Annotated in this window: 16 protein-coding genes and 1 other annotated feature; of the genes, 2 read left to right on the top strand and 14 right to left on the bottom strand. The window is 45.3% G+C overall.

Going from position 1 to position 22292, the window contains the following annotated elements:
- Window positions 1–9 precede the first annotated feature (9 nt).
- The 10 genes from rpoB to EUBC25_RS05935 all read right to left on the bottom strand — a co-directional run bounded on the left by rpoB (window position 10) and on the right by EUBC25_RS05935 (window position 13025).
- Complete coding sequence (gene rpoB, locus EUBC25_RS05890) at window positions 10–3870, bottom strand: DNA-directed RNA polymerase subunit beta (protein WP_230107240.1); 3861 nt, start codon at window positions 3868–3870, stop codon at window positions 10–12.
- 284 nt (window positions 3871–4154) lie between these two features.
- Complete coding sequence (rplL, locus tag EUBC25_RS05895) at window positions 4155–4532, bottom strand: 50S ribosomal protein L7/L12 (protein WP_230107241.1); 378 nt, start codon at window positions 4530–4532, stop codon at window positions 4155–4157.
- A gap of 43 nt (window positions 4533–4575) precedes the next feature.
- The gene (gene rplJ / locus EUBC25_RS05900) at window positions 4576–5142 is read right to left on the bottom strand and encodes a 50S ribosomal protein L10 (protein WP_230107242.1); all 567 of its coding nucleotides are present in this window, start codon (window positions 5140–5142) and stop codon (window positions 4576–4578) included.
- Between the two features lie 57 nt (window positions 5143–5199).
- Window positions 5200–5344: a sequence feature (ribosomal protein L10 leader region), on the bottom strand.
- 242 nt (window positions 5345–5586) lie between these two features.
- Window positions 5587–6147, bottom strand: coding sequence for a glycerol-3-phosphate responsive antiterminator (locus EUBC25_RS05905; protein ID WP_230107243.1), 561 nt, complete (start codon window positions 6145–6147; stop codon window positions 5587–5589).
- A 166-nt stretch (window positions 6148–6313) separates the two neighbouring features.
- Window positions 6314–7207 carry an FAD-binding protein gene (locus EUBC25_RS05910; protein WP_230107244.1) on the bottom strand — a complete coding sequence of 298 codons (894 nt, stop codon included), beginning with the start codon at window positions 7205–7207 and terminating at the stop codon, window positions 6314–6316.
- Window positions 7208–7993 carry an electron transfer flavoprotein subunit beta/FixA family protein gene (locus EUBC25_RS05915; protein WP_230107245.1) on the bottom strand — a complete coding sequence of 262 codons (786 nt, stop codon included), beginning with the start codon at window positions 7991–7993 and terminating at the stop codon, window positions 7208–7210.
- Window positions 7993–9438, bottom strand: coding sequence for an FAD-binding oxidoreductase (locus EUBC25_RS05920; RefSeq protein ID WP_230107246.1), 1446 nt, complete (start codon window positions 9436–9438; stop codon window positions 7993–7995). The genes EUBC25_RS05915 and EUBC25_RS05920 overlap by 1 nt, the downstream gene beginning before the upstream one ends.
- A gap of 50 nt (window positions 9439–9488) precedes the next feature.
- Window positions 9489–10922 (bottom strand): FGGY-family carbohydrate kinase, encoded by a 1434-nt coding sequence (locus EUBC25_RS05925; RefSeq protein ID WP_230107247.1) that lies wholly within the window; start codon window positions 10920–10922, stop codon window positions 9489–9491.
- On the bottom strand, window positions 10919–12193 hold the full coding sequence (locus EUBC25_RS05930) for an MFS transporter (protein WP_230107248.1): 1275 nt from the start codon (window positions 12191–12193) through the stop codon (window positions 10919–10921). The genes EUBC25_RS05925 and EUBC25_RS05930 overlap by 4 nt, the downstream gene beginning before the upstream one ends.
- Before the next feature lie 49 nt (window positions 12194–12242).
- Window positions 12243–13025, bottom strand: a complete 783-nt coding sequence (locus EUBC25_RS05935; RefSeq protein ID WP_230107249.1) for an SDR family oxidoreductase — start codon at window positions 13023–13025, stop codon at window positions 12243–12245.
- Between the two features lie 425 nt (window positions 13026–13450).
- Here EUBC25_RS05935 and EUBC25_RS05940 point away from each other — a divergent pair, with 425 nt between their 5' ends.
- Window positions 13451–14161 carry a MurR/RpiR family transcriptional regulator gene (locus tag EUBC25_RS05940; protein WP_230107250.1) on the top strand — a complete coding sequence of 237 codons (711 nt, stop codon included), beginning with the start codon at window positions 13451–13453 and terminating at the stop codon, window positions 14159–14161.
- A gap of 14 nt (window positions 14162–14175) precedes the next feature.
- Here the strand turns inward: EUBC25_RS05940 and EUBC25_RS05945 are convergent, their stop codons facing one another.
- Together EUBC25_RS05945 and EUBC25_RS05950 are read right to left on the bottom strand one after the other, a co-directional pair.
- Window positions 14176–15441 (bottom strand): FGGY-family carbohydrate kinase, encoded by a 1266-nt coding sequence (locus EUBC25_RS05945; protein ID WP_255682352.1) that lies wholly within the window; start codon window positions 15439–15441, stop codon window positions 14176–14178.
- A gap of 208 nt (window positions 15442–15649) precedes the next feature.
- The gene (locus EUBC25_RS05950) at window positions 15650–19000 is read right to left on the bottom strand and encodes a hypothetical protein (RefSeq protein WP_230107251.1); all 3351 of its coding nucleotides are present in this window, start codon (window positions 18998–19000) and stop codon (window positions 15650–15652) included.
- A 283-nt stretch (window positions 19001–19283) separates the two neighbouring features.
- Between EUBC25_RS05950 and EUBC25_RS05955 the strand changes: the two genes are divergently transcribed.
- Window positions 19284–20711 (top strand): hypothetical protein, encoded by a 1428-nt coding sequence (locus EUBC25_RS05955; RefSeq protein ID WP_230107252.1) that lies wholly within the window; start codon window positions 19284–19286, stop codon window positions 20709–20711.
- 41 nt (window positions 20712–20752) lie between these two features.
- Here EUBC25_RS05955 and EUBC25_RS05960 read toward each other — a convergent pair whose 3' ends face one another.
- Window positions 20753–21238, bottom strand: a complete 486-nt coding sequence (locus tag EUBC25_RS05960; protein ID WP_230107253.1) for a LytR/AlgR family response regulator transcription factor — start codon at window positions 21236–21238, stop codon at window positions 20753–20755.
- 319 nt (window positions 21239–21557) lie between these two features.
- Window positions 21558–22250, bottom strand: coding sequence for a 50S ribosomal protein L1 (gene rplA, locus EUBC25_RS05965; RefSeq protein WP_230107254.1), 693 nt, complete (start codon window positions 22248–22250; stop codon window positions 21558–21560).
- Window positions 22251–22292 lie beyond the last annotated feature (42 nt).

Raw genomic sequence — 22292 nt, forward strand, 5'->3', positions numbered from 1 at the left:
CACCCCTTCCTAAAATTCATCGTCTGACACTTCGTCAAAATCAATTGCGAAATCACTATCGTCAAAATCTTCCTCCGGTTCTTCCACATCCACGAGTTCTTCACCCTGAAATTCCTGCGCAGTGTATCCGTGTTCTCCCAGATTTTCTCCGTCATCCTGGTACTTTCTGTCTTCATTCATCAGTGAGCGGAAGTCTGTTTCTCCCATATCCACAGTCTCCATGATCTCAACTTCTGTGTTGTCATCGCGCAGAACGCGGACATCCAGACCGAGGGACTGCAGCTCTTTGAGCAATACCTTGAAGGATTCCGGAATACCCGGTTCAGGAATATTCTCCCCTTTGATGATGGCTTCATAAGTCTTGACACGTCCCACCACATCGTCAGATTTCACTGTAAGGATTTCCTGCAGTGTGTAAGATGCGCCGTAAGCTTCCAGCGCCCAAACTTCCATTTCTCCGAAACGCTGTCCGCCGAACTGCGCTTTTCCTCCAAGAGGCTGCTGTGTTACCAGAGAGTACGGACCGGTAGATCTTGCATGGATCTTATCGTCTACCAGGTGATGCAGTTTCAGATAGTGCATGTGTCCGATGGTAACCGGACTGTCGAAAAATTCACCGGTACGTCCGTCGCGGAGACGCACTTTACCATCTCTGGAAATAGGCACTCCTTTCCACAGTTTTCTGTGATCTCTGTTATCATACAGATACTGCATTACTTCCGGAAGCAGTTCTTCTTCATGCTTTGCTTCAAACTCTTCCCAGCTTAAGTTTACGTAATCATTCGCCAGGTCAAGTGTATCCATGATGTCATTTTCATCCGCGCCGTCAAATACCGGTGTTGCAATGTTAAAGCCAAGAGCCTTAGCCGCCAGAGACAGATGGATCTCCAATACCTGTCCGATGTTCATACGGGAAGGCACGCCCAGCGGGTTCAGCACGATATCCAAGGGACGTCCGTTAGGCAGGAACGGCATGTCTTCCACTGGAAGCACACGGGAAACGACACCCTTGTTACCGTGACGTCCGGCCATTTTATCACCGACAGAGATTTTTCTCTTCTGTGCGATGTAAATGCGCACTGCCTGATTTACGCCAGGAGACAGCTCGTCGCCGTGTTCTCTTGTAAACACCTTGGCATCTACAACGATACCGTATTCTCCGTGAGGCACTTTCAAAGAAGTATCTCTTACTTCACGGGCCTTTTCACCGAAGATGGCGCGAAGCAGTCGTTCTTCTGCAGTCAGCTCTGTCTCTCCCTTCGGAGTTACTTTACCAACCAGGATATCTCCTGCACGTACTTCCGCACCGATGCGGATGATACCTCTTTCGTCCAGATTCTTCAGAGCGTCATCGCCCACACCAGGAATATCTCTTGTGATCTCTTCCGGCCCCAGTTTGGTATCACGGGCTTCTGCTTCATATTCTTCAATGTGTACGGATGTGTAAACATCATCCTGTACCAGTCTTTCACTTAACAGTACCGCGTCCTCGTAGTTATAACCTTCCCAGGTCATAAATCCGATCAGCGGGTTTTTACCCAGAGCCATCTCACCGTTGGATGTAGAAGGACCGTCAGCGATTACCTGACCTTTCTCTACTCTGTCGCCTTTAAAGACGATCGGTCTCTGATTGTAACAGTTGCTCTGGTTACTTCTCAAGAATTTAGTCAGTTTATATTTTTTCAGCACATTGTCGTCCTGACGTACTGTGATCTCTGTAGAAGTAGAACGTTCTACCACTCCGCCTTCTTCTGCAACCACACATACACCGGAGTCCACGGCTGCTTTTTCTTCCATACCTGTTCCTACAACCGGCGCCTCTGTCATAAGAAGCGGTACTGCCTGACGCTGCATGTTGGATCCCATCAGCGCACGGTTCGCATCATCGTTTTCCAGGAACGGGATCAGGGCTGTCGCCACAGAGAACACCATCTTCGGAGATACGTCCATATAATCAAACATGGTTCTTTCATATTCCTGTGTCTCATCACGATAACGTCCGGATACATTTTTACGGATAAAATGGCCTTCTTCATCAAGCGGCTCATTCGCCTGTGCCACATGATAATTATCCTCTTCATCCGCCGTCATATAGACAACTTCGTCTGTGACTCTCGGATTCTTCGGGTCAGATTTATCTACCTTACGGTACGGAGCCTCTACAAAGCCGTACTGGTTGATTCTCGCATAAGTTGCAAGAGAGTTGATCAGACCGATGTTCGGACCTTCAGGAGTCTCGATCGGACACATTCTTCCGTAATGGGAATAGTGAACGTCACGCACCTCAAATCCGGCGCGGTCTCTGGAAAGACCGCCAGGTCCCAGGGCGGAGAGACGTCTCTTGTGTGTCAGCTCTCCAAGCGGGTTGTTCTGATCCATGAACTGTGACAGCTGTGAGGATCCGAAGAACTCTTTTACCGCTGCTGTAACCGGCTTAATGTTGATCAGTGACTGCGGAGAAATTCCTTCCAGGTCCTGTGTTGTCATTCTTTCACGCACAACTCTTTCCAGACGGGAAAGTCCGATACGGTACTGGTTCTGCAAAAGTTCGCCTACCGCACGGATACGGCGGTTGCCAAGGTGGTCAATGTCGTCATCGTTTCCAAGTCCGTATTCCAGATGAATATTATAGTTAATGGAAGCCAAAATATCTTCCTTTGTAATATGCTTTGGAATCAGATCATGGATATCTCTGCGGATAGCGCTTTTCAGCTCTTCAATATCTCCCGCCGTCTCTTCCAGAAGTCCGGAAAGTACCGGATAATATACCAGCTCAGTCACGCCGACTTCCTGGGGATCAATATCCACGATTGATTTCAGATCTACCATCATGTTGGAGAGAACCTTGATTTTGCGCTCATCTTCAGAATGCTCGATCCATACATATGGAACAGCGGCATTCTGAATATCGTCTGCCATTTCTCTCGTCACAAGGGTTCCTGCTTCTGCGATCACTTCCCCTGTCAGCGGGCTTACCACATCTTCCGCCAAAGTATGCCCTGCGATACGGTTGCGGAGCAGAAGCTTCTTATTAAATTTATAACGGCCGACCTTTGCAAGATCATAACGTCTCGGATCAAAGAACATGCTTGTGATCAGGCTTTCCGCACTGTCCACTGCAAGCGGCTCGCCCGGACGGATCTTCTTGTAAAGTTCCAGAAGACCTTCCTGATAATTTGTAGCCGCATCCTTTTCAAAACTTGCAAGGATCTTCGGTTCTTCGCCAAACAGTTCGATAATTTCCGGATTTGTCCCGATTCCCAGCGCACGGATCAGTACTGTAATCGGTACTTTTCTTGTCCGGTCAACACGCACATAGAAAACGTCATTGGAATCTGTCTCATATTCCAGCCATGCTCCACGGTTTGGAATGACGGTAGAGGAAAACAGTCTTTTACCAAGCTTATCATGCGCAATGGCATAATAAATACCGGGCGAACGCACAAGCTGACTTACGATAACACGCTCTGCACCATTGATCACAAAAGTACCGGTTGCTGTCATAAGCGGCAGATCACCCATAAAGATTTCATGTTCATTGATTTCGTCTGTTTCTTTGTTGTGAAGCCGTACCCGCACCTTCAGCGGAGCAGCATATGTGGCGTCACGTTCTTTACACTCTTCGATTGTGTACTTCACGTCTTTCTCGCATAAGGTGAAATCCACAAATTCCAGGCTCAAATGACCACTATAGTCAGAAATTGGAGAAATGTCATCAAATACTTCTTTTAATCCTTCGTCAAGGAACCACTGATAGGAATCCTTCTGGACTTCGATCAGGTTTGGCATCTGAAGCACTTCTTTTTGTCTGGAATAGCTCATGCGTGAACTTTTTCCGCTTTTGATAGGACGAATTCTGTTTTTCTCCATATGACGTTTCACTCCTCGTTTATTTTTTCGTGAGGTTTTGCCGAGAAACCCCGATTTTTACTACATTTCCGCACATATGGCCCCATCTGCATGCAGACGTTTCCACAATAAGTGCACCATATATGATACTACAAATAGCGAAGGGGTGTCAAGGATTTTTTAATCGGGGACGTAACAAAGTTTAAAAGTGTTACGTGTCAGATTGCAATATACCCCGGTCAAAACTGAAAAAGACCGCCTCCAAGCTTTCGCTCTTCCGCGGTCTGTTCTTCGTAGAAGTGAAATTATTTAAGGTTAACTTCTGCTCCTTCGCCTTCCAGTTTAGCCTTGATTTCTTCAGCCTCAGCCTTGGAAACACCTTCTTTTACTACCTTCGGTGCTCCGTCAACTAATTCTTTTGCTTCTTTCAGTCCAAGTCCTGTAAGCTCACGAACTACTTTGATTACTTTAACTTTGGAAGCTCCTGCAGAAACTAATTCTACATCGAACTCATCTTTCTCTTCTGCTGCTGCAGCTCCATCTCCAGCTGCTGCTGCAACTACAACGCCTGCTGCTGCAGATACGCCAAATTCTTCTTCACATGCTTTAACTAATTCATTTAATTCTAATACTGATAATTCTTTGATCGCTTCGATCATTTCAGCTGTTGTCATTTTAGCCATTTCTTTGTCCTCCATTTAATTTCTTTTTCGTTCTTAAAATTGATTACTCCTCAGCCGGAGCTTCTTCTGCTGCCGGAGCCTCTGCCTCTGCAGGAGCTTCAGTTGCCTCTTCTGCTGGAGCGGCCTCTCCGCCGTTCTCTGCAATCTGCTTAATAACACGAGCAAAGTTTGTAATAGGTGACTGTAAGCTTCCAAGCAGCTTGGAGAGCAGTTCTTCTCTTGAAGGAATCTTTGCAAGCTCTGTAAGTCCTGCAACGTCATATACAGTACCTTCTACAACTCCACCTTTCAGTTCAAGAGCTTTGGCATCTTTTGCAAATTTGCAAAGGATTCTTGCCGGAGCTGTCGCATCATCTTTGGAAATAGCAATAGCGCTTGGTCCTTCCAGATGCTCCTCCAGAGCTGCAAACTCTGTTCCTTCAAAAGCTCTCTTCATCATTGTGTTCTTGCAGACTTTGTAGATCACGCCAGCTTCTCTCATCTGTTTACGAAGCTCTGTATCCTGTGCAACAGTCAGTCCACGGTAATCAACAAGTACAACTGACTCTGCGCCCTGGATATCGTCTACGATAGCCTGTACGACAGGTTGTTTTAATTCAACTTTTGCCACGAATGGTGCACCTCCTTATTAGATTTTGGTTTTTGCACCGCCGATGGATTTAATTCCTATTACAGTAAAAAACCTCCGTGCCCAAAGACACAGAGGGATTATAAATTCATACGTTACGTACTAAATCCAATCTTCCTCGGTAGGCGTTTTTATCCTTACGCTTTGCAGCACCTACTGTCTTCGGCAGTTACGATGGTACTTTAGCACATTATACCAAAAATGTCAAGCTTTTATTTATTACATATATGATTACTATTCACAGCCACCCACATGCGCACTCGTCGCGCTTACGCGCTTCAGTCCCGCCCCTTGCGGGGCTAAGATTGCTTATGTGGGTAGGGTGACTGCTTCACAGTCCCGTTTCAGACCTGGCCGCAAGTACTTTTGTGCAAGCACAACGCACATGCGGCCAGGTCTGAAACAACTGTGAATCGTAACCGTATATTACATATCCCACACCGTATGATTCGTGCTGCAGATAGCAATTGCTCCTGCTTTCAGATTCTCTATCACCAGCTGCCTGTCACATACAAGTCCTGCTGCAATGACAGGCCTGTCATGCTCCTCTACTGCCCATTGTACTACCATCGGCCATCCCGGAACAATATTGATCATATCCGGCCGGCTGATTTCCAACTGTTTCCCGATATTGCGGTAAGCCAGAGCATCCAGGATAAAAAATCGATGTACTGTATACAGCCCTTCTTCCTTTGCCGCCCGGACGAGAGATGCTTTAGAACTGATAATTCCATCCGCCTCTGTATTTTTCTTGATAAACTTCACTACCGACGTCCGTCCTGCGAATCCGTCCACCATATCGATATTTACAAAAACCAGTTTCCCGCCTTCTTTTAACGTATGGACAATGTCCCCGATCCTGACAAGGTCTCCGTATAGAACAAATACAACTTTGGCCTCGTTTTCCAGAACGACCGGTATGTCCTCGTCTTTGCTCAGCCCGAGTATTACAGGGTTTTCTTCCATTACTTCCATTAAGTCCTTCATGAGATCACCTTCCTCCTTGTCAGCCTTTTCAAAAGGCCGGCCTCATCCAAAACAGCTTCCTATATTATATATACATGTTAAATTGTGCAGAGCCTCCTGTCAATCCACTCGCAAGGCTCTGCACAATGTTTTTTTCAAAACGTAATGTTGATTTTAATTTTTTACTCTACAAAATCTGTTCCATCCGAGGCCAGATATTTTTATAATCATCCGTAAAGGATGCATCCGACATTTTAATGATCGGCGCCTTGGGATCTGAATTTATGGATACAATCCAGCTGCTTCCTTCAATTCCTGCATAAAAAGCCGCCGATCCTGATACCCCCACCGCAATACAGACTTTCGGCTGGTAAATATGTCCGGACACGCCGATGATCTCGTCAATCTTCGCCCATCCGTTCATTGCCACCGGTCTGCTGACTCCAAAAAGAAACTTCCGGCTTTTCGCATAATTCCGGAACTGCTCTACCATCTCTTTGGATCCCACTCCTTTTCCCACCGCAATCAGGACTGCAGATTCTTCCTGCATTCCTTTCTCCTGTATTCTCCGGCGATTCTTCAAATAAGGAGAGGCCGCTGCTTCAATCTCCATTTCTTTTCGGGAAATACCGTCGCCGTCTTCTCTATCTTCCGTGTCCTCTTCCCTCCAGACATCCAGACTCACTGCAAATTGCCCTTTCAGACAAAATCCCGCCTCTACATTGCAGTTATAAGCCATTTTGTAAAACACCGGATAATATCCGGAAAATTCCAGCCGCCTGGCGTCAGTCACACAATCACACCCCAAAACGGCTGCCAGCTTCCCGGCTGCTCTTCCTGCATAAAATTGGCTTGTAAAAACAAACCCGTCATATTGCTCCACCTGATGCCGGGAAAGGACCTGACCGACCATATAGTCTATAACTTCCGCCCCTTGGGCCTGATAACGATATACTACTATTTCTGTCTCTATGCCCTGGTCTTTGCACAGCTTAGCAATCCGGAGGCTTTGCGCTTCCTGCTTCTCCAAACGCTGCCATTTGGCCCCGCACAAAATAATCAGCCATTTTTTCATAACCATTTATTCCCTCTTATTTTTTTCATATTTTTCAGCAAATATGCGAAGTCCTTCATCACCCTCCAGAATTTCTCCTGCACGTTCCCGGTTCACGTACTTTAACGATACAAGAGTCTTTTTCCTTCGCTCTGATTGCTCCGGCATTTTCAAAAATTCACTTTCTTTTTCTTTGGACGCCATCCTGGCTTTCAAAGTAGGAACTCTAAGCTTACTGATCACTGCGTTGCCAATAGAAAGAATTGCCGGCACAGATATCTCCTGTACATAGACTCCGTCTTCTTCCTCTGTAGTGACCTCCAGCTCCCCATCTTCTTTCACATGAAGATCGATCACATTTTCCAACAGCAAAACTCCCAGCTTTTCCGCCAGGATTTTCGGAGTCAGACCATTATTTCCAGGCGCCGCCTGATTTCCCATAATAATATAGTCCTGCGGATGTTCTTTGCAGTATCTGTAAACAGACTCCGCAACTGATTCCGGCTCAAATCTAAGATCCCTTCCCTCGGCGTTTACACAGACTGTGTGGCTGTATTTCAGGGCTGCCAGTGTTTTCAGATAAAGTTCTGCCTGCTTTTCTGCAACAGTAAGGGCAGTCGTTTCTACAACCAGATTAAGACTTTCTGCCTCATCAGAAAGTCTTAATCCAAATTCCAATCCGCTTTCATCAAAGCAGTTGAGTATTGTACGGACAAAGGAAGTGTCAACCATCATCCTTTCATCCGCACAGTAATCGCCCGCCGACATCTGGTCAAGGTCCGGAATCACCTTAAATGTTACCAGTATCTTCATTATTTCTTATATGGCAGAATGGTTCCGATATTCATGATTCCATTGGGGTCGAACGCTGCTTTCAGACGTTTTACGATATACAGCGCTGATCCGTGTTCTTTATCGATCCAGTGTACACGATGTTTGCCTACACCATGGTGATGGCACATGGATCCTCCGGCCTTGATCGTTTCCTCGCAGATGATCTTCTTGATCGGAAGGTGATATTTATTGATCTCATCTTCCGGAGCACAGTCAACTACATTGTACCAGTATACGAAATAGAGGTTGATTCCGTTAGAATAGCAGTGTGATGCATGTGCACCGAATACAGTAATATCCGGAATTTCATTCACTACTCTTTCCTTGCAGATGCGGTAAATATCTTCTACCGCGCTCCAGCTTGCGGAAATCTCTGTTGTACAGCATACATTCTTTGTTTCCAGCACTTCTTTTCTTTCTTCTTCAATTCTGGCTGCATCCCAGTTCAGATTTGCAAACCATGTTTCGATCAGTTTGTGATCAACCTCTTCGCATTCCGGATGCTGGGAAATGATTTCTCTGATTCCCTCTGCATTTGCCTTGGACACCTTTTCCGGACCCTCTGTCACAAACAGAAGCACACATTTTCCAGGTGCGAAATGGGAGAAATGCTCTTTTCCGTCTTCTTCATCATAGAGTCTTGCCACTGCCGGTTTGTATCCTGCCGCCATAACATCATGCATGATCCGAAGTCCTGTGATCATATCATCTAAAGTATATCCCTGGCATACGTTGTATTCCGGATAATAGCGGAACAGCTTCACTGTTACTTCTGTAATAAAGCAAAGTGTTCCTTCATTTCCCAGTACTACGTGACGGATATCCGGACCTGCTGATCTTCTCGGAACTGCCTTGATATTTGTAATCGTACCATCCGGAAATACCGCTTCCACTCCTGCAAGCATATCCTCAATACCGCCGTAAAGTGTGGAAAACTGTCCGATACTTCTTGTTGCTACAAGTCCGCCCATCTGTGCCAGAGGTTTTGACTGCGGAGAATGTCCTGTTGTATATCCCAGTTCTCTTACATGATTTTCAAGATCTTCCAGCACAACACCGCATTCACAGGTTGCCTGCATATTATATGTATCTACGTTGATGATTTTCTTCATCTGGGAGCCGTCCAGTACAATGGAGTTTTCTACGATCGTCTCCAGGCCGCCTTCTGTCGCAGAATGTCCTGTTCTTGGCACTACATTAATTCCATATGCATTGGCAAAGCGCAGAACTTCTGATACCTGGTATTTATCTTTTACAAAAACCACTGCTGCCGGAAGGGGGTTGGTAAACACCTTATTGTACCCTTCATATTTCCGGAATCTGTCATAAGAACTTTCCTGCAGTACTTCAATGTCAGTAACGACAGCTTCCTCCCCGCAAATTTTCACTAACTCTTCCACAATTTTTTCTCTTGATAAACTCATGATTTTCCTCCTGCTGATATGATCTTTCTTATATATTCTGGCCTCAATAACTAGCCGAACATATCATAAATTTTCTGATTGATAGGATCTGAATAGTCTTTAATGTTTCTATATATATTGTTGATAATATCGTCATAAACTTTCGTGTGCTCCAGATTTGGCTCAAATCCGTCACGGATCCGAACCATGTTATCTATTGCAGTCTCATAATCCGGATATTCTCCCACGCCTACAGCCGCATTGATGGCTGCTCCCAGGCCCGCTGCATTGTTTATGACATTTCTGACACTTCTGATTCCAAATACATCGGCAAAGATCTGCATGAACAAAGGACTGTTGGATCCTCCTCCTGATACGATCACCTGGCTCGGCTTCATTTGAAGCTCGTTGCACATAGCGTCCACATTTATCTTCATTGTCATTGCGATCGCTTCCAGGATGGACCGGTACATATGCGCTCTTTTGTGGCGTCCGTCAAAACCGATAAACATTGCTTTGCGGTACGGCATATTGTTTGGCGCCAGAAATTCTCCCACTGTGATCAGTCCTTCGCTTCCGGGAGCAACCTGCTTTGCCTCTTCCTCCAAAAGCTCTTCCACACTGACTCCGAGAGACGCCGCCTTCTCTTCCATAGGTTCTCCCAGAAGTTCCTTGAACCAGGATACGCTCCACATACCTCTGCGGATGCCGACACTTGTTTCATATAAATATTCGTGAGGGATCGCCGACAGGTTGGACCAGTAATCTACGGAAGTGTCCGTATACTCTTTCCCGCGTACCATACCTCCGATGTAAGTTCCAAGTGATACCAGGCAGGAACCGTCGTCCCGGATTCCGGCTCCCAGACCTTCCGCCGCCTTGTCATTGGCAGTAGCGATCACCGGGCAGCCTTCCGGAAGCAATGTAGCTTCACTGGCCTCTTTTGTCACATAACCAAGAATATCTCCCGGCATAACAAGGTCAAACAGATTTTCGCGGGTAATATTGTAAGGCTCATAATCTGCCGGATTGTCGCTCCAATCCCATTTCTTTTTGTCAAACGGCCCATACACTCCTTCATAATTTGCCGCCGTATCCTTAAACTCACCCGTCATCCTGACTGTCAGATAACCTGTGGTCGTAGAAAGATATGCCATTTCAGGAATATCCTTCTGATAAGGTTTCGCCAGACGCTTATCCATCCAGTTGATCACCGGATAGGCAAGCGTTCCGTCTTTTTTCAGATACGTTCTGCAGCACCGGATACTTCCCAGGCCAATTCCTATAATATTTTCCTTTCCTCCCTCGAATTTCTGCATCAGTCTTCTGCTTGCAGTAATCAGGGAATCCCACAGATCATCGTCCGGGTGCTCTGCTGTATCTGCATCCGGCACATACAGCGGGCGAAGTGAAACTTTTTCTTCGCATACCAGATTTCCCTTCAGGTCGTAAATCCCAACCTTGGTACTCTGGGTTCCTCCGTCAATCCCGATCACATATTTCATTCTGCAACTTCTCCTTTCAGTTCCTGCTGATTTTTCCTGATCTGCTCTTTGTTTTTACTGATGTAGCGCAGAAGTATTCCTATCAGTATAACATTTACAATGATCAGCACCAGCATATAAATGAAGATATTCCGATATCCCTGTGCACCCGGATACGCATCCAGCCAGTATCCGCACAGTGTGGAGTTAAAAGCGTCCGGAAGGAAGCCGATAAACATCGCAAAACCAGCTACTGCTCCGTATATTTTCTTCGGTGTTCCGATCTCATCAATAATAGCATAATACATACCGCGCATACCGTAAATAGCAAAGGATGTCGCTACCAGGATAACAACTGTAACAACTGTATACTGTGCGCCTACAGGAAGCACCAGAAGGATTGCCAGAGAAATGATAAACAGGATATCAAAGATTCCGATCAGAAGAGCACATCTTCCGCCCATTTTCTCTGAAATAAATCCACTGATAGGAGCGCCCAGAAGACGGATCGCGTCTTTTCTCAAGATTCCTACATAGCCTGCTGCCACCGCGGACATTCCAAGAACTGTCTCACAATAGGGCTGCATATAGGAAGAAGCGGAATATGTAGCGTAAATCGTAAAGATAACGATTGCCACAACCCATACGGACGGGGTTTTTAATGCGGTCGCCATATCTTTCATAACAGACTGGCTGCTCGTCGTTGCCTCTCCTGTATTATCTGCCATGAAGAAGAAACTGATCACTCCTGTGATAATGGACAGGATAGACAAAGCCAGGATAACCGCCTGGATACCGCCCAGCTTTTCAAACACCTGCATCAATCCCAGCCACATAACCAGAACGAATACTCCTCTGACTCCTTCAAAGAGTCCGAATATCTTTCCCTGGCCCTCACTTTCTTCCAGAAGAGAAATCGCTTTTGTCATTGCCGGCCAGAACATTCCGATGTTTGTCACTGCCCACAGTGCATGAATGATCATGGTTGCTGTAAAGGAAGGCATCGTAGAAAGCCACAGTCCCAGGATTCCGCATCCGATCGCCGAAGCTGTAAACAGCTTCCGGTGTGAAATTCTGTCTGCAAGCCATCCGCCCGGTATGTACAGAATTGCTGCCAGAACTCCAAATAAGCTCATTGACAGGCCAAATTCCGTATTCGTCTGTCCCAGCGCTTCTCTTAACGGTTCATATAGCTGCCACCTCAAATATGGAAGCTCGGTGATAACACCTGTTGTCATACAAACAATTATAAAAGTCACCCATTTATTTCTTTTCTTCGCTGTCTGTCCCATTCTTATTCTCCATTCCTGATTTTATCTGTCACTTAGTTTCCGTTCTTCGTTATCTCATCAAAAATCCGCCGTCTACTGTAAGAATATGTCCGTTTACGTAGTCGGAAGCATTGCTTGCAAGGAATACGCATGCTCCCATAAGGTCATACAGATCGCCCCATCTGTTTGCCGGAATGTGGGCAAGGATCTCTGCGTTTCTCTTCGGATCACTTCTTGTCTTCTCTGTCAGTTTTGTTGCAAAATATCCGGGAGCAATGGTATTTACCTGGATATTAAACTGTGCAAGTTCGTCGCACATTGCTTTGGCAAGTCCTGCAATACCATGCTTTGTTGCCGCATAAGCCGGGGACCACTGTCCGCCAAGGAATGTATAAAGAGATCCGATGTTGATGATCTTTCCGCTGTTCTGCGGGATCATGTATTTTAACGCCTCGTGTGTCATCTCAAATGCCGCTGTCAGGTTAACAGCTACCATTTTGTCCCAGGGCTCTCTGGTGTACTGTGTAACATCTTCGATATTAATGCTAAGTCCTGCACAGTTCACAAGGATATCAATACTTCCCCATGTGTTCACACATTCGTCTACTACTCTTTTACATTCTCCATCTGCCGTAATATCTGCTTTTACAAACCGATATTCTTTGCCGCATCCTTCGATCAGCTCTTTTGTCTCCCCGTCATCATCTACGATACTGGCTGCCAACACATTTGCTCCGCCTTTTGCAAGGGCAAGTGAAAACGCCTGTCCAAGTCCGGAGTTTCCTCCTGTTACTACTGCATTTTTCCCCTCCAGAGAAAATAATCCCATGTGAAAATCGTTAATTTGATGCATAAAACCTCATCTTCCTTTCCTTTTGTTTTTGTAGTTTTCTCTTTTGCGCCGTCAGAATAGAGTGAACGTTTCCGGCAAACAAAAAAAGACGCATCAAATATAATCTGTTGCTGTTACAACAATATATCTGATCGTCTTTCTGCATTTTATCTTCTAACGATTCTTCGCTCTATTCAGTTTTAACTTGCTTTAACCATAGCAAATGCAGTTGTTTTCGTCAATCCCCTTTTGTCATTTTTGTGAAAAACGCAGATTTTTCACGATTATTTTTGTATATTTCGTCAGTCATTTTATGGTTATCTAAAAATTTTGTTTCTTTACATCTCTTTTTTAATCATATAAAATATTTACTAAAGAACATCTCACTATTTCAAATATACGGATAGTCCCGAAACTATCGGGCCAAAACAGGAGGAGACTTTAACATGTTAGAAATTGATATGAGCGGACAACTAAACGCTCTGGACACAGAGATTCATAAAATCCTCACAGAAGAATGCCAGAAAAATGAAAAACTGACGATCGTGGAAGCTTCCGAAATCTGCCATTGTTCTCCGTCCAAGATATCAAAATTCGTCAAAAAACTTGGCTTCCAGAACTACAAACAGTACCGGGACTATATTTGCAAACGCCAGCCAGTCACCAAAACTTTTTCTGATGAATTTGCTCGTATCCGTCACTTCCTGGACACTTTTGACCAGTCTCTCATCGATCGGTTCATCAGCGAAATACGTCAGTATAAAAAGATTGTCCTGGTAGGCTACGGTCCTTCCAAGTACTGCGCCCAGTATTTCCAGTTTAAACTGCAGCTCTTCAGCAGCCAGACCATCATCGTAAGCGAGGATGAACTTGCTGCGGCTTCCGTTATAGATTCCGACACGATCGTGGTAATCTTCTCCGCCACCGGCACTTATGATTCCTTCCGCAATTATAAGAGAGTGGCAAAAGAAAAGGGAGCCCAGCTTCTTCTGCTGGTGGAGGAATACAACACCTCCATCATCCCGGATTACGGACAGATCATCTTTCTCACCGATACGTTCCAGACGCTCTCTCCGATTGCCTATGAAAAATCCAGGATCATTTTCTTTATATTTATCGAGGAAGTTATCGCCCGCTATGTCAAAGAACGGGCGTAACTTCCCCAAAGGCATCAGGTGGTAGACCTTTTACACTCTTCATTATAGACGTTGTAAATTTCTTTCAGTACGCCATCTGTATAATTTGCCATGTTCTTATATGCCCGCTGGTTCAGCTTCTGATACAGCTGTGCATTCTTTTCGATCGGCATAAATACATCTTTTATCTCTACCATCTCTTCTACAGCTTTTTCGTAGCTTTCATATTCTCCCAGCGCAACTGCAGTGTTGATAACAGCGCCCAGACTTGCTGACTCATTTACCACATTTCTCTTCGCAGGTACATTGAAAATATCCGCAAAAATCTGCATAAACAGGTCGCTGTTGGAACCGCCTCCCGAGATCACGATCTCTTTCAGAGGCTTACCCAGCTCTTCACACATAGCATCGCAGTTGTTCTTCATTGTATAAGCAATACCTTCCAGAATAGACCGGTACATATATGCTTCATCCATATGAGCACCGAAACCGATCATGATTCCCTTTTTGTACGGCTCCCACAGATTTGCCAGCCAGTCAAGAACTGTCATCAGTCCGTCTGATCCTGCCGGAACCTTCTCTGCTTTCTTATTCAGCAGCTCTTCCGGGGACAATCCCTGTTTTGCCGCTTCCTGCATGAGCCCGTCTCCAAAGAGATCGCGGAACCAGCTTACTGTCCACATTCCCCGGCGGATACCGTAGCTTTCGTACAGATATTTTCCCGGCACAGATGAGATGATTGCCCAAAGCGCCTTTGGATCCTTTGGAAGTTCCTTACCCTGGATCATCAGAGTAATGTATGTTCCAAGGGAAATCACTGCCGTCTGATCGTTCACCAGTCCGGCTCCCAGGCCCTCTACTGCCTTGTCATTGGTCACGCTGACTACCGGAAGCCCTTCCGGCAATCCTGTTTTTTCAGAGGCCGCCTTTGTCACATGTCCGAGAATTTCTCCCGGCCCTACTGCCTCGAATAACATTTCCCTCGGGATCTGATATTTGCGGATCACTTCCTCATCTTCGCTCCAGTTCCATGTCTCCATGTCCACCGGCCATTCGCCGAAAGCATTTCCGATACAGTCTTTAAATTCTCCCGTCAGACGGCAGGACAGATATCCTGTGGTGGAAGTCACATAAGCGACCTCCGGATTCGTGTGTTCATATGGCACTGCTGTTCTTGCATCCATCCAGCTGATCACCGGCTGCGCCAAAGTACCGTCTTTTTTGAGAAGTACTCTGCAGCAGCGGATACCTCCGATACCAACGCCGATTAGTCCTCCACTTCCTTTTTTGTAAACATTCACTAAATTAAGCGCTTATTTTATTTAATGTATGTTACTTTTGTTGGACTCAGGTTAGCACATTTGCATTATAGTTTCAATGCTTTTTTGGAAAGTTTTCCGTATTTTGCATATTTATATTTTTTACGGAAAATTTTCCATTTCCCACTGAGCAAAAAAGGAGATAGGGGGTTTTATCCCTATCTCCATGTAAACACCTTATTTTATCTTTTTATTTCTCCGAGTTCCTTCTCTTCAGCACAACCACAGATACTGATGCCAAAGCTGCCAACATTAAAACGATAAGCATTCCTACAGGAGCCGTGTCGCCTGTTCTGGCCGCGTTGCCCGCCTGCGCTGCATTACCTGCTCCACCGCCTGATAATGGCTGCAGATCATTCGGCACATCACTTTGAGACATCTGTTTTTCGTTGAAGACAACAACATAATCCGAAGCGTGACTGAAAGTCAGCGACAGGTTCCCTTCCGGTGTCACCAGACCGGCGTCAATATATACCATCTTTCCATCGCTGTCATAATAGAACAGATTTCCATATTCTCCGGCATACTGGCTTCCTACATTTAAAGTCAAAGTAGCCAGGAATCCAAATTCTCCTTCATGCGCCAAAGACAGCTGCATTGTCGGATTATCTCCTGCCAGTTTCTTCACAACACTGCTTGGAACCGCATTTGTGTTTACATCTACCTTCAGGTTGATATCCTTCAGATCAGAAGCCTTGATATCCTGTCCGTTGACCGTCCATGTATAGCTGCCCATATTAAGCTTAAGATCAACATCTTTGCCCTTGGCAGCCTCAAGAACCTCTTTGGAAATGACTGTTGCACTGCCCATATCTACACTGACATCTTCTCCAGGTTCTGCGCTTTCGATCACTTCAATAATATCCGACACTGCGCTGTCAGGAAGTTTTGTTCCCTCCTCTTCTCCAGGTACAGACGGATCTGTCGGCTGTTCCGGATCTTCCGGTACGGACGGCTCGTCCGGGTCCTCCGGCTGTGAGCTTCCTCCTGCCACGTAACCATATACTGTTCTGTCGTAATCTCCTGTTACTTTTCCGCCTTCCGGATAGTTGAGCCAGGTAACATTTTCATATCCCTCAAAACTGGATGGCAGAGTGATCTCATCCCCTCTGTCCACAACGAAACATTTGATGAACTCGACCTCTTCTTCCGGTCCTGCTCCTGCTCCGTCCAGTTTCTCAAACTTCGGATCAATAAGCATACGGATCATCGCCTGCTTGTATACCGCATAAATACTGATTACCTCTCCACTGTTCTTTATCTCTGTGCTGTCATCATAATCTTTCCCCCAGCGTTCAAGGTCGAGTCCCGGATACATCTCCGGCATATCCAGATTTTCAAGCATTTCATAAACCTCTGAATATTTCGCGCCTTTATCTACAATATAGATATCCGAATCCTCTGCCTGGTACCCGTCTTTCGTGTAATAGAACCTGCATCCTGTCACAACATACTTGTCGCCATATTCTCCTTCCAGATTGATGTAGCTGTAATTGTCCAGCGCTTCATCTTTCATAGATTCCTCATATTCGCCTGCAGTCCAGCCAGTCAGCTCTATCTCGTCAGAGAGATCATCCGGGCGGAATGTTTCTGCCTGTTCTATCACATCCCCGTAGGTCGATCCCTTTTCTACAGGGTAAATCTTTGTGGCGTGTTTCCATTCTCCTTTGCTGTCCAGGTAGCCAAAGGAAACAATACCCAGATTCTTATCATATGAAGCGCTGACAGATACAAAATTCGAAGTTATCAGCGGATCGTCTGCATCCTGATAAGAAGCAAGCTCCCACTTCTGGAATACAAGATCCCCAAAACTTTCTTCCGGCGCCGAAACATTCTGCAGATAAGTTTCTACATCACCATAGGTAGCATCACCAGGCATAAATACGGGTTCTTTTGTTTCTTTATATTTCTCATCTCCATCCGCGCCTACATAACGGTAAGAAATGTAAACCGGGAGCTTGTCATATTTGGCATAGACATACATATAGCCCATATTTCCCATAACCTGCGTATCGGCAGTTATTTCTCCGCCCGTGGACATCTGCCATCCGATCTGCTGGATGCCCTCATATTGGCTTGAGTACTCCGGCAGGGTGATCCCGGCCTCCGCCAACGTAGTACGTCTCTCCACATTTTCTTTGGTAACTCGTCCCGCCTCCTGCCATTTTCCATCAGCGTCTAATGTCATAAAGCTGATATTGACCGTATAAGTCGGATTCACAAAGGTAGACCCGTTCATTACCTGAACATACCAGGGATAAGTAGCGCCAGAATTCGGACCGATTTCATTTACAGACGCTCTGTTGCCGGACATATCGGAAATGTCCACTTCACCGATATACCATTCGCATGGATAGGTATCCTCTGTCACTTCAAATACGCCTTCAAATACCTGTGCTTCTTCGTTCCACGTCAGCTCAATGTATCTGCTTCCCTCTGCAATGTCAGCCGCTGCGTACATACTTATGCCGGCGTTAGAAGTGTCAAGCTCCACATTATCCTCCGCCTTGATACGGATTGCTGCAGAGTCACCCGCCTCAAGGATCTCACCATTCTTATCTATTTCAATGGATGTGATCTTCGGCGCTTCTGTATCTTCATCCACAACATCGTTGCCAGTTACTTCAAACCAAAGGTTCTCCTGCCCTTCTGTTACGAGAGGAATATTTCCGCTGTCAGTGGAAAGCTCTATCTCTGACAACATCCATTTTCCATTAGCCATATAAGAAGTAATATCAAAGCTGACAGAATATTCTCCGGTATCGTTCAAATCTGCATATACAGACCAATAATATCTTTCCGTCTCATTTTTAATCTCAACTGTGATGGAACGTGCATCTGTAATGCTGTCCGGTATATCCGCCTCAAACGTGCAGGTAACCTTGTCCCCCTCCTTCAGCGTCTGCTGATTTGGAGTAAACTGAACATTCTTTGCCTGGATGACCGGATCTTCCCTCGGGGTAATATCAAACGTATAAAGATAACCCGTACTGTCCGATACGGTCCAGTCTGCATAATTTTCACTGTTGTCTACCACCCTGATACTGTCGATATGACCACTTACTGCACGGATGCTCTTCAAAGAACAGGTCAGCACATAGCATCCTCTCTCTGCATCATAGGTATCGTTCATCGGATAAGATGAGTAAGTTTCCTCTCCGTCATTAAAATAAGCTCTGGCTTCCACACGGTTGATCCCGCTCTCCATATCCTGTGCATACACAAAAATCTCCAGAGTACTGTCTGATGCCAGGGTCTGACCGTTCTGTGGAAATTCAACTTTTTCAATTACAGGCTTCGTAATGTCATACTGTCCATCCCCTGTCTTTTCCAGCACTGATTCCTTTGTATTTTCCGACACAGATTCCTTTGTATCTTCTGTGTCTGTCTCCGGATTTACAGAGGGCTGCTCCTGCTTTACAGACGGCGCTTCTGTTTCTGTCTGCTCTGCAGCGCCCTCTTCTGCCTGAAGCGTCACAGGCGTAAAGGCAAGAGCCAGAGCCAGAAGAAGCGCACCTCCTCTTTTGATCCTCTTTCTCATACTTTCCATCTCCTCCTTTTGCAGCATAACCGCTGCTCTTTATCTCCTTTCGGGATTCTTCCCGGACATACTCCTTCCATAATACCGAAAAATCCCCATATTTTAAATATACTCCCGCTTCGCTGTGACAGGCAATATGTGCTCTCTTCTGTGCAGCCTTTTTTTCCTCTTTTTGCACAAGACGGGCTATTTGTGCAGCCTGTCTTGTAAATTTTTCTGTTCTTCTGTATCATTTAAGAAAATATCACATAATAAGTGTATTTTATTTGAAGGGGGATTTATTATGTCAGATTTCAGCGAAAAATGTCGCCAATATATAGAAGATACCGGAACAAATATTTATCAGCTTTCCAAAATATCCGGTCTGGATCGTACTTCACTGCAGCGAATGGTGACGGGGAAGCGCCTTCCCGGGCCGGAATTTATTTCTCAATTCTGTCTCTATCTGCGCATCAATCCGCAGCAAAGGCAGGAACTCATAGAACTCTACGAATTAGAGCGTATCGGGAAACCAGCTTATTATAACCGGAAGTATATACAAAATATTCTGGAGAATCTGGCAACGCCGGATTTTTCCGCCCTCTCTTACTCTCCGGTTATTTCAGCGAAACATCAGATACAACTTTCCTTTGCCATCGAGGAAAAACTTCAGCACTTTTTGGAACACTCTTTGCTTCGTTCTGAAAACGCGCCTGTTTTGCTGACGAACTTTCCGCCTGACTGTATTTCTTTTTTTCGGATCATTCTTCATCTTTCTGAAAAACTCGGCCGGAAATTTGATCTGAAACATTTATTCTGCCTTTGTCAGAATCCGGAAAAATCCGAAAATGTTAATTCCAACCTGGAACTTTTACAATGTACTTTGGCTTTTGCTCTGACCCGCTATCCTTACCAGCCGTTTTTTTATTACAGCAAAGAAGCGCACATTGATACAAGTGCGCTTCTATATCCCTACTATTTGGTAACAGAAAGCAGTGTCCTTCTGCTGACAGCTGATTTAAAATCATCCATTTTACTGGACAAGGCGGATGTCGTAAAACAATATCTCCGGGAAGCAGAAAAACAATTTCAGTCCGCTGCGCCTTTCCTTTTTATGCGCCGCGAGCCGGAAGAAATTTTAAATTTCTACGGAGAGATCACTATGGCCAAACAGACCTCTTCCCGTGTGCTGGAGTCACAGCCCTGTGTGTTTTCCATGCTCTACGATCCGGATGTGTGGGCATCCTCTCCGGAAAACACGGATTTCATCGATCCGAAAATGCTGAAAGACAGCTTTAAAAACCGGTTTACGGCGCCCTATACTTTTCACAACTATTTCACGCTAAGCGGCCTTGAGCGTTTCTGCCAGACAGGGCGTTTCGCCGGGCCATACGCCTGTATCTCGGTAGAATTTTCGCCTTTGGTACGTCAAAAAATGCTGGAATACTTCCTGGAGACAAGCCTGGAAACAGGAGAATATACCATGCTGAAACCAAGTCCGCTTCTTACTGACCGGGCATATTATGAGGCGTTTTCCGACTATTCTATTTTCCTATGCTTTCTGGACAGCCAAAATAAATTCCTTGGCTTCTATATATCAGAAAGCTATATCGGTCAGGCCTTCTTTGATTATTTCTCCAGCCTGGAAAACTCTTCCATCGCTTACAGCCGCGAAGAAACCAGGCAGATCATTCAAAAGCAGATCCAGATATTAAAGGAGATGCAAGATTAGGGGCGGCCATTTATACTCCGCCCCTATATTTCCTCTATAGCTTATTCCTCTTCGCTCCCTGTCTGCTCCTCCTCTGACGGCTTCTTTGCCTGGCGGAATCTCTTCATGTATCTTCCTGCCCAGTTGTCAAAAGTTTCTTTCGTATTTTTCCAGTGGGAGCGGCTGATCGGAATGACTTCACCGCTTCTTAATGTAATCTCTGATCTGTTGAAAATTCTTATTTTTTCCAGATTTACAATGAAACTGTTATGACAGAGAACAAATCTCGTATGATCGAGATGTGTATAGACTTCCGAAACCTTCATAGTTGTAATAACATCGCCCTGCTCTGTATGGATCCGCGTCACACGCTTATCCCGCTCTATAAAGCTGATTTCTCCTTCTTCCAGTACAATCTCATTTTTCCTGCACGGAAGGATGATAAACCATTTTTCATTTTCCTGAAGTTCTTTCAGATATTCTTCCACCTTATGTTCTATACCTTCCGGATCTTTCCCCTCTTTACAGAACGCTAAAATCTTCTGCACTGCTCTCGACTCCTTTAAAACTTTTTCCTTACATTTCCTCCGGGAGACTCCACTTATGATCTCCCCAAAATAGTAGCCGTAATGTTTATTATGCCTTAACAGTCTATTATCTGCAATATGTGCCAGCAGGTGTGCTCGACAAGTTGGCTCTGCTTGGCATATAAATATATGACACGTAACAAAGTTTAAAAGTGTTACGTGTCAAATTGCAGTATACCCTGGGTAAAACTGCGTAACACCCCGGGCATTTCTGAAACTTTCACAAAAAACGCCCTTCGGCAAAAGCCGAAGGGCGTTTTTTTCATATATGCATTTCAAATTAAACCAGTTTAGCCGGATTAACTTTCACACCAGGTCCCATTGTAGATGTAAGTGTCACGCTCTTAAGGAACTGACCTTTTACAGCTGCCGGTCTGGCTTTGTTTACTGCATCAATAAGCGTCTGGAAGTTGTCTGCAAGCTGCTCCTCAGTAAAGGATGCTTTACCGATCGGCACATGGATAATATTTGTCTTATCAAGTCTGTATTCAATCTTACCAGCTTTGATATCCTGGATTGCCTTTGTAACATCCATAGTAACTGTTCCGGCTTTCGGGTTCGGCATAAGACCTTTTGGTCCAAGTACACGTCCAAGACGTCCAACAATACCCATCATATCCGGTGTAGCAACTACTACGTCAAATTCAAACCAGTTCTCATTCTGGATCTTTGGAATCAGCTCATCTCCGCCTACAAAATCTGCTCCTGCTGCTTTTGCTTCTTCAGCTTTTGCATCTTTTGCAAACACAAGAATGCGGACTTTCTTTCCAGTTCCGTGAGGAAGTACAACTGCACCACGGATCTGCTGATCAGCATGACGTCCGTCACATCCTGTTCTGATATGAGCTTCGATTGTTTCGTCAAATTTAGCTACTGCTGTCTTTTTCACTAAAGAAACTGCCTCATCCTTATCGTAAAGTGTTCCTCTTTCGATTACTTTTGCAGCTTCTGTATATTTTTTTCCTCTTTTCATTAAAAAATACCTCCTTGTGGTAATGTCGGGATAACCCTCCCA

The organism is Claveliimonas bilis, assembly GCF_020892095.1.
GTDB lineage: Bacteria > Bacillota > Clostridia > Lachnospirales > Lachnospiraceae > Claveliimonas > Claveliimonas bilis.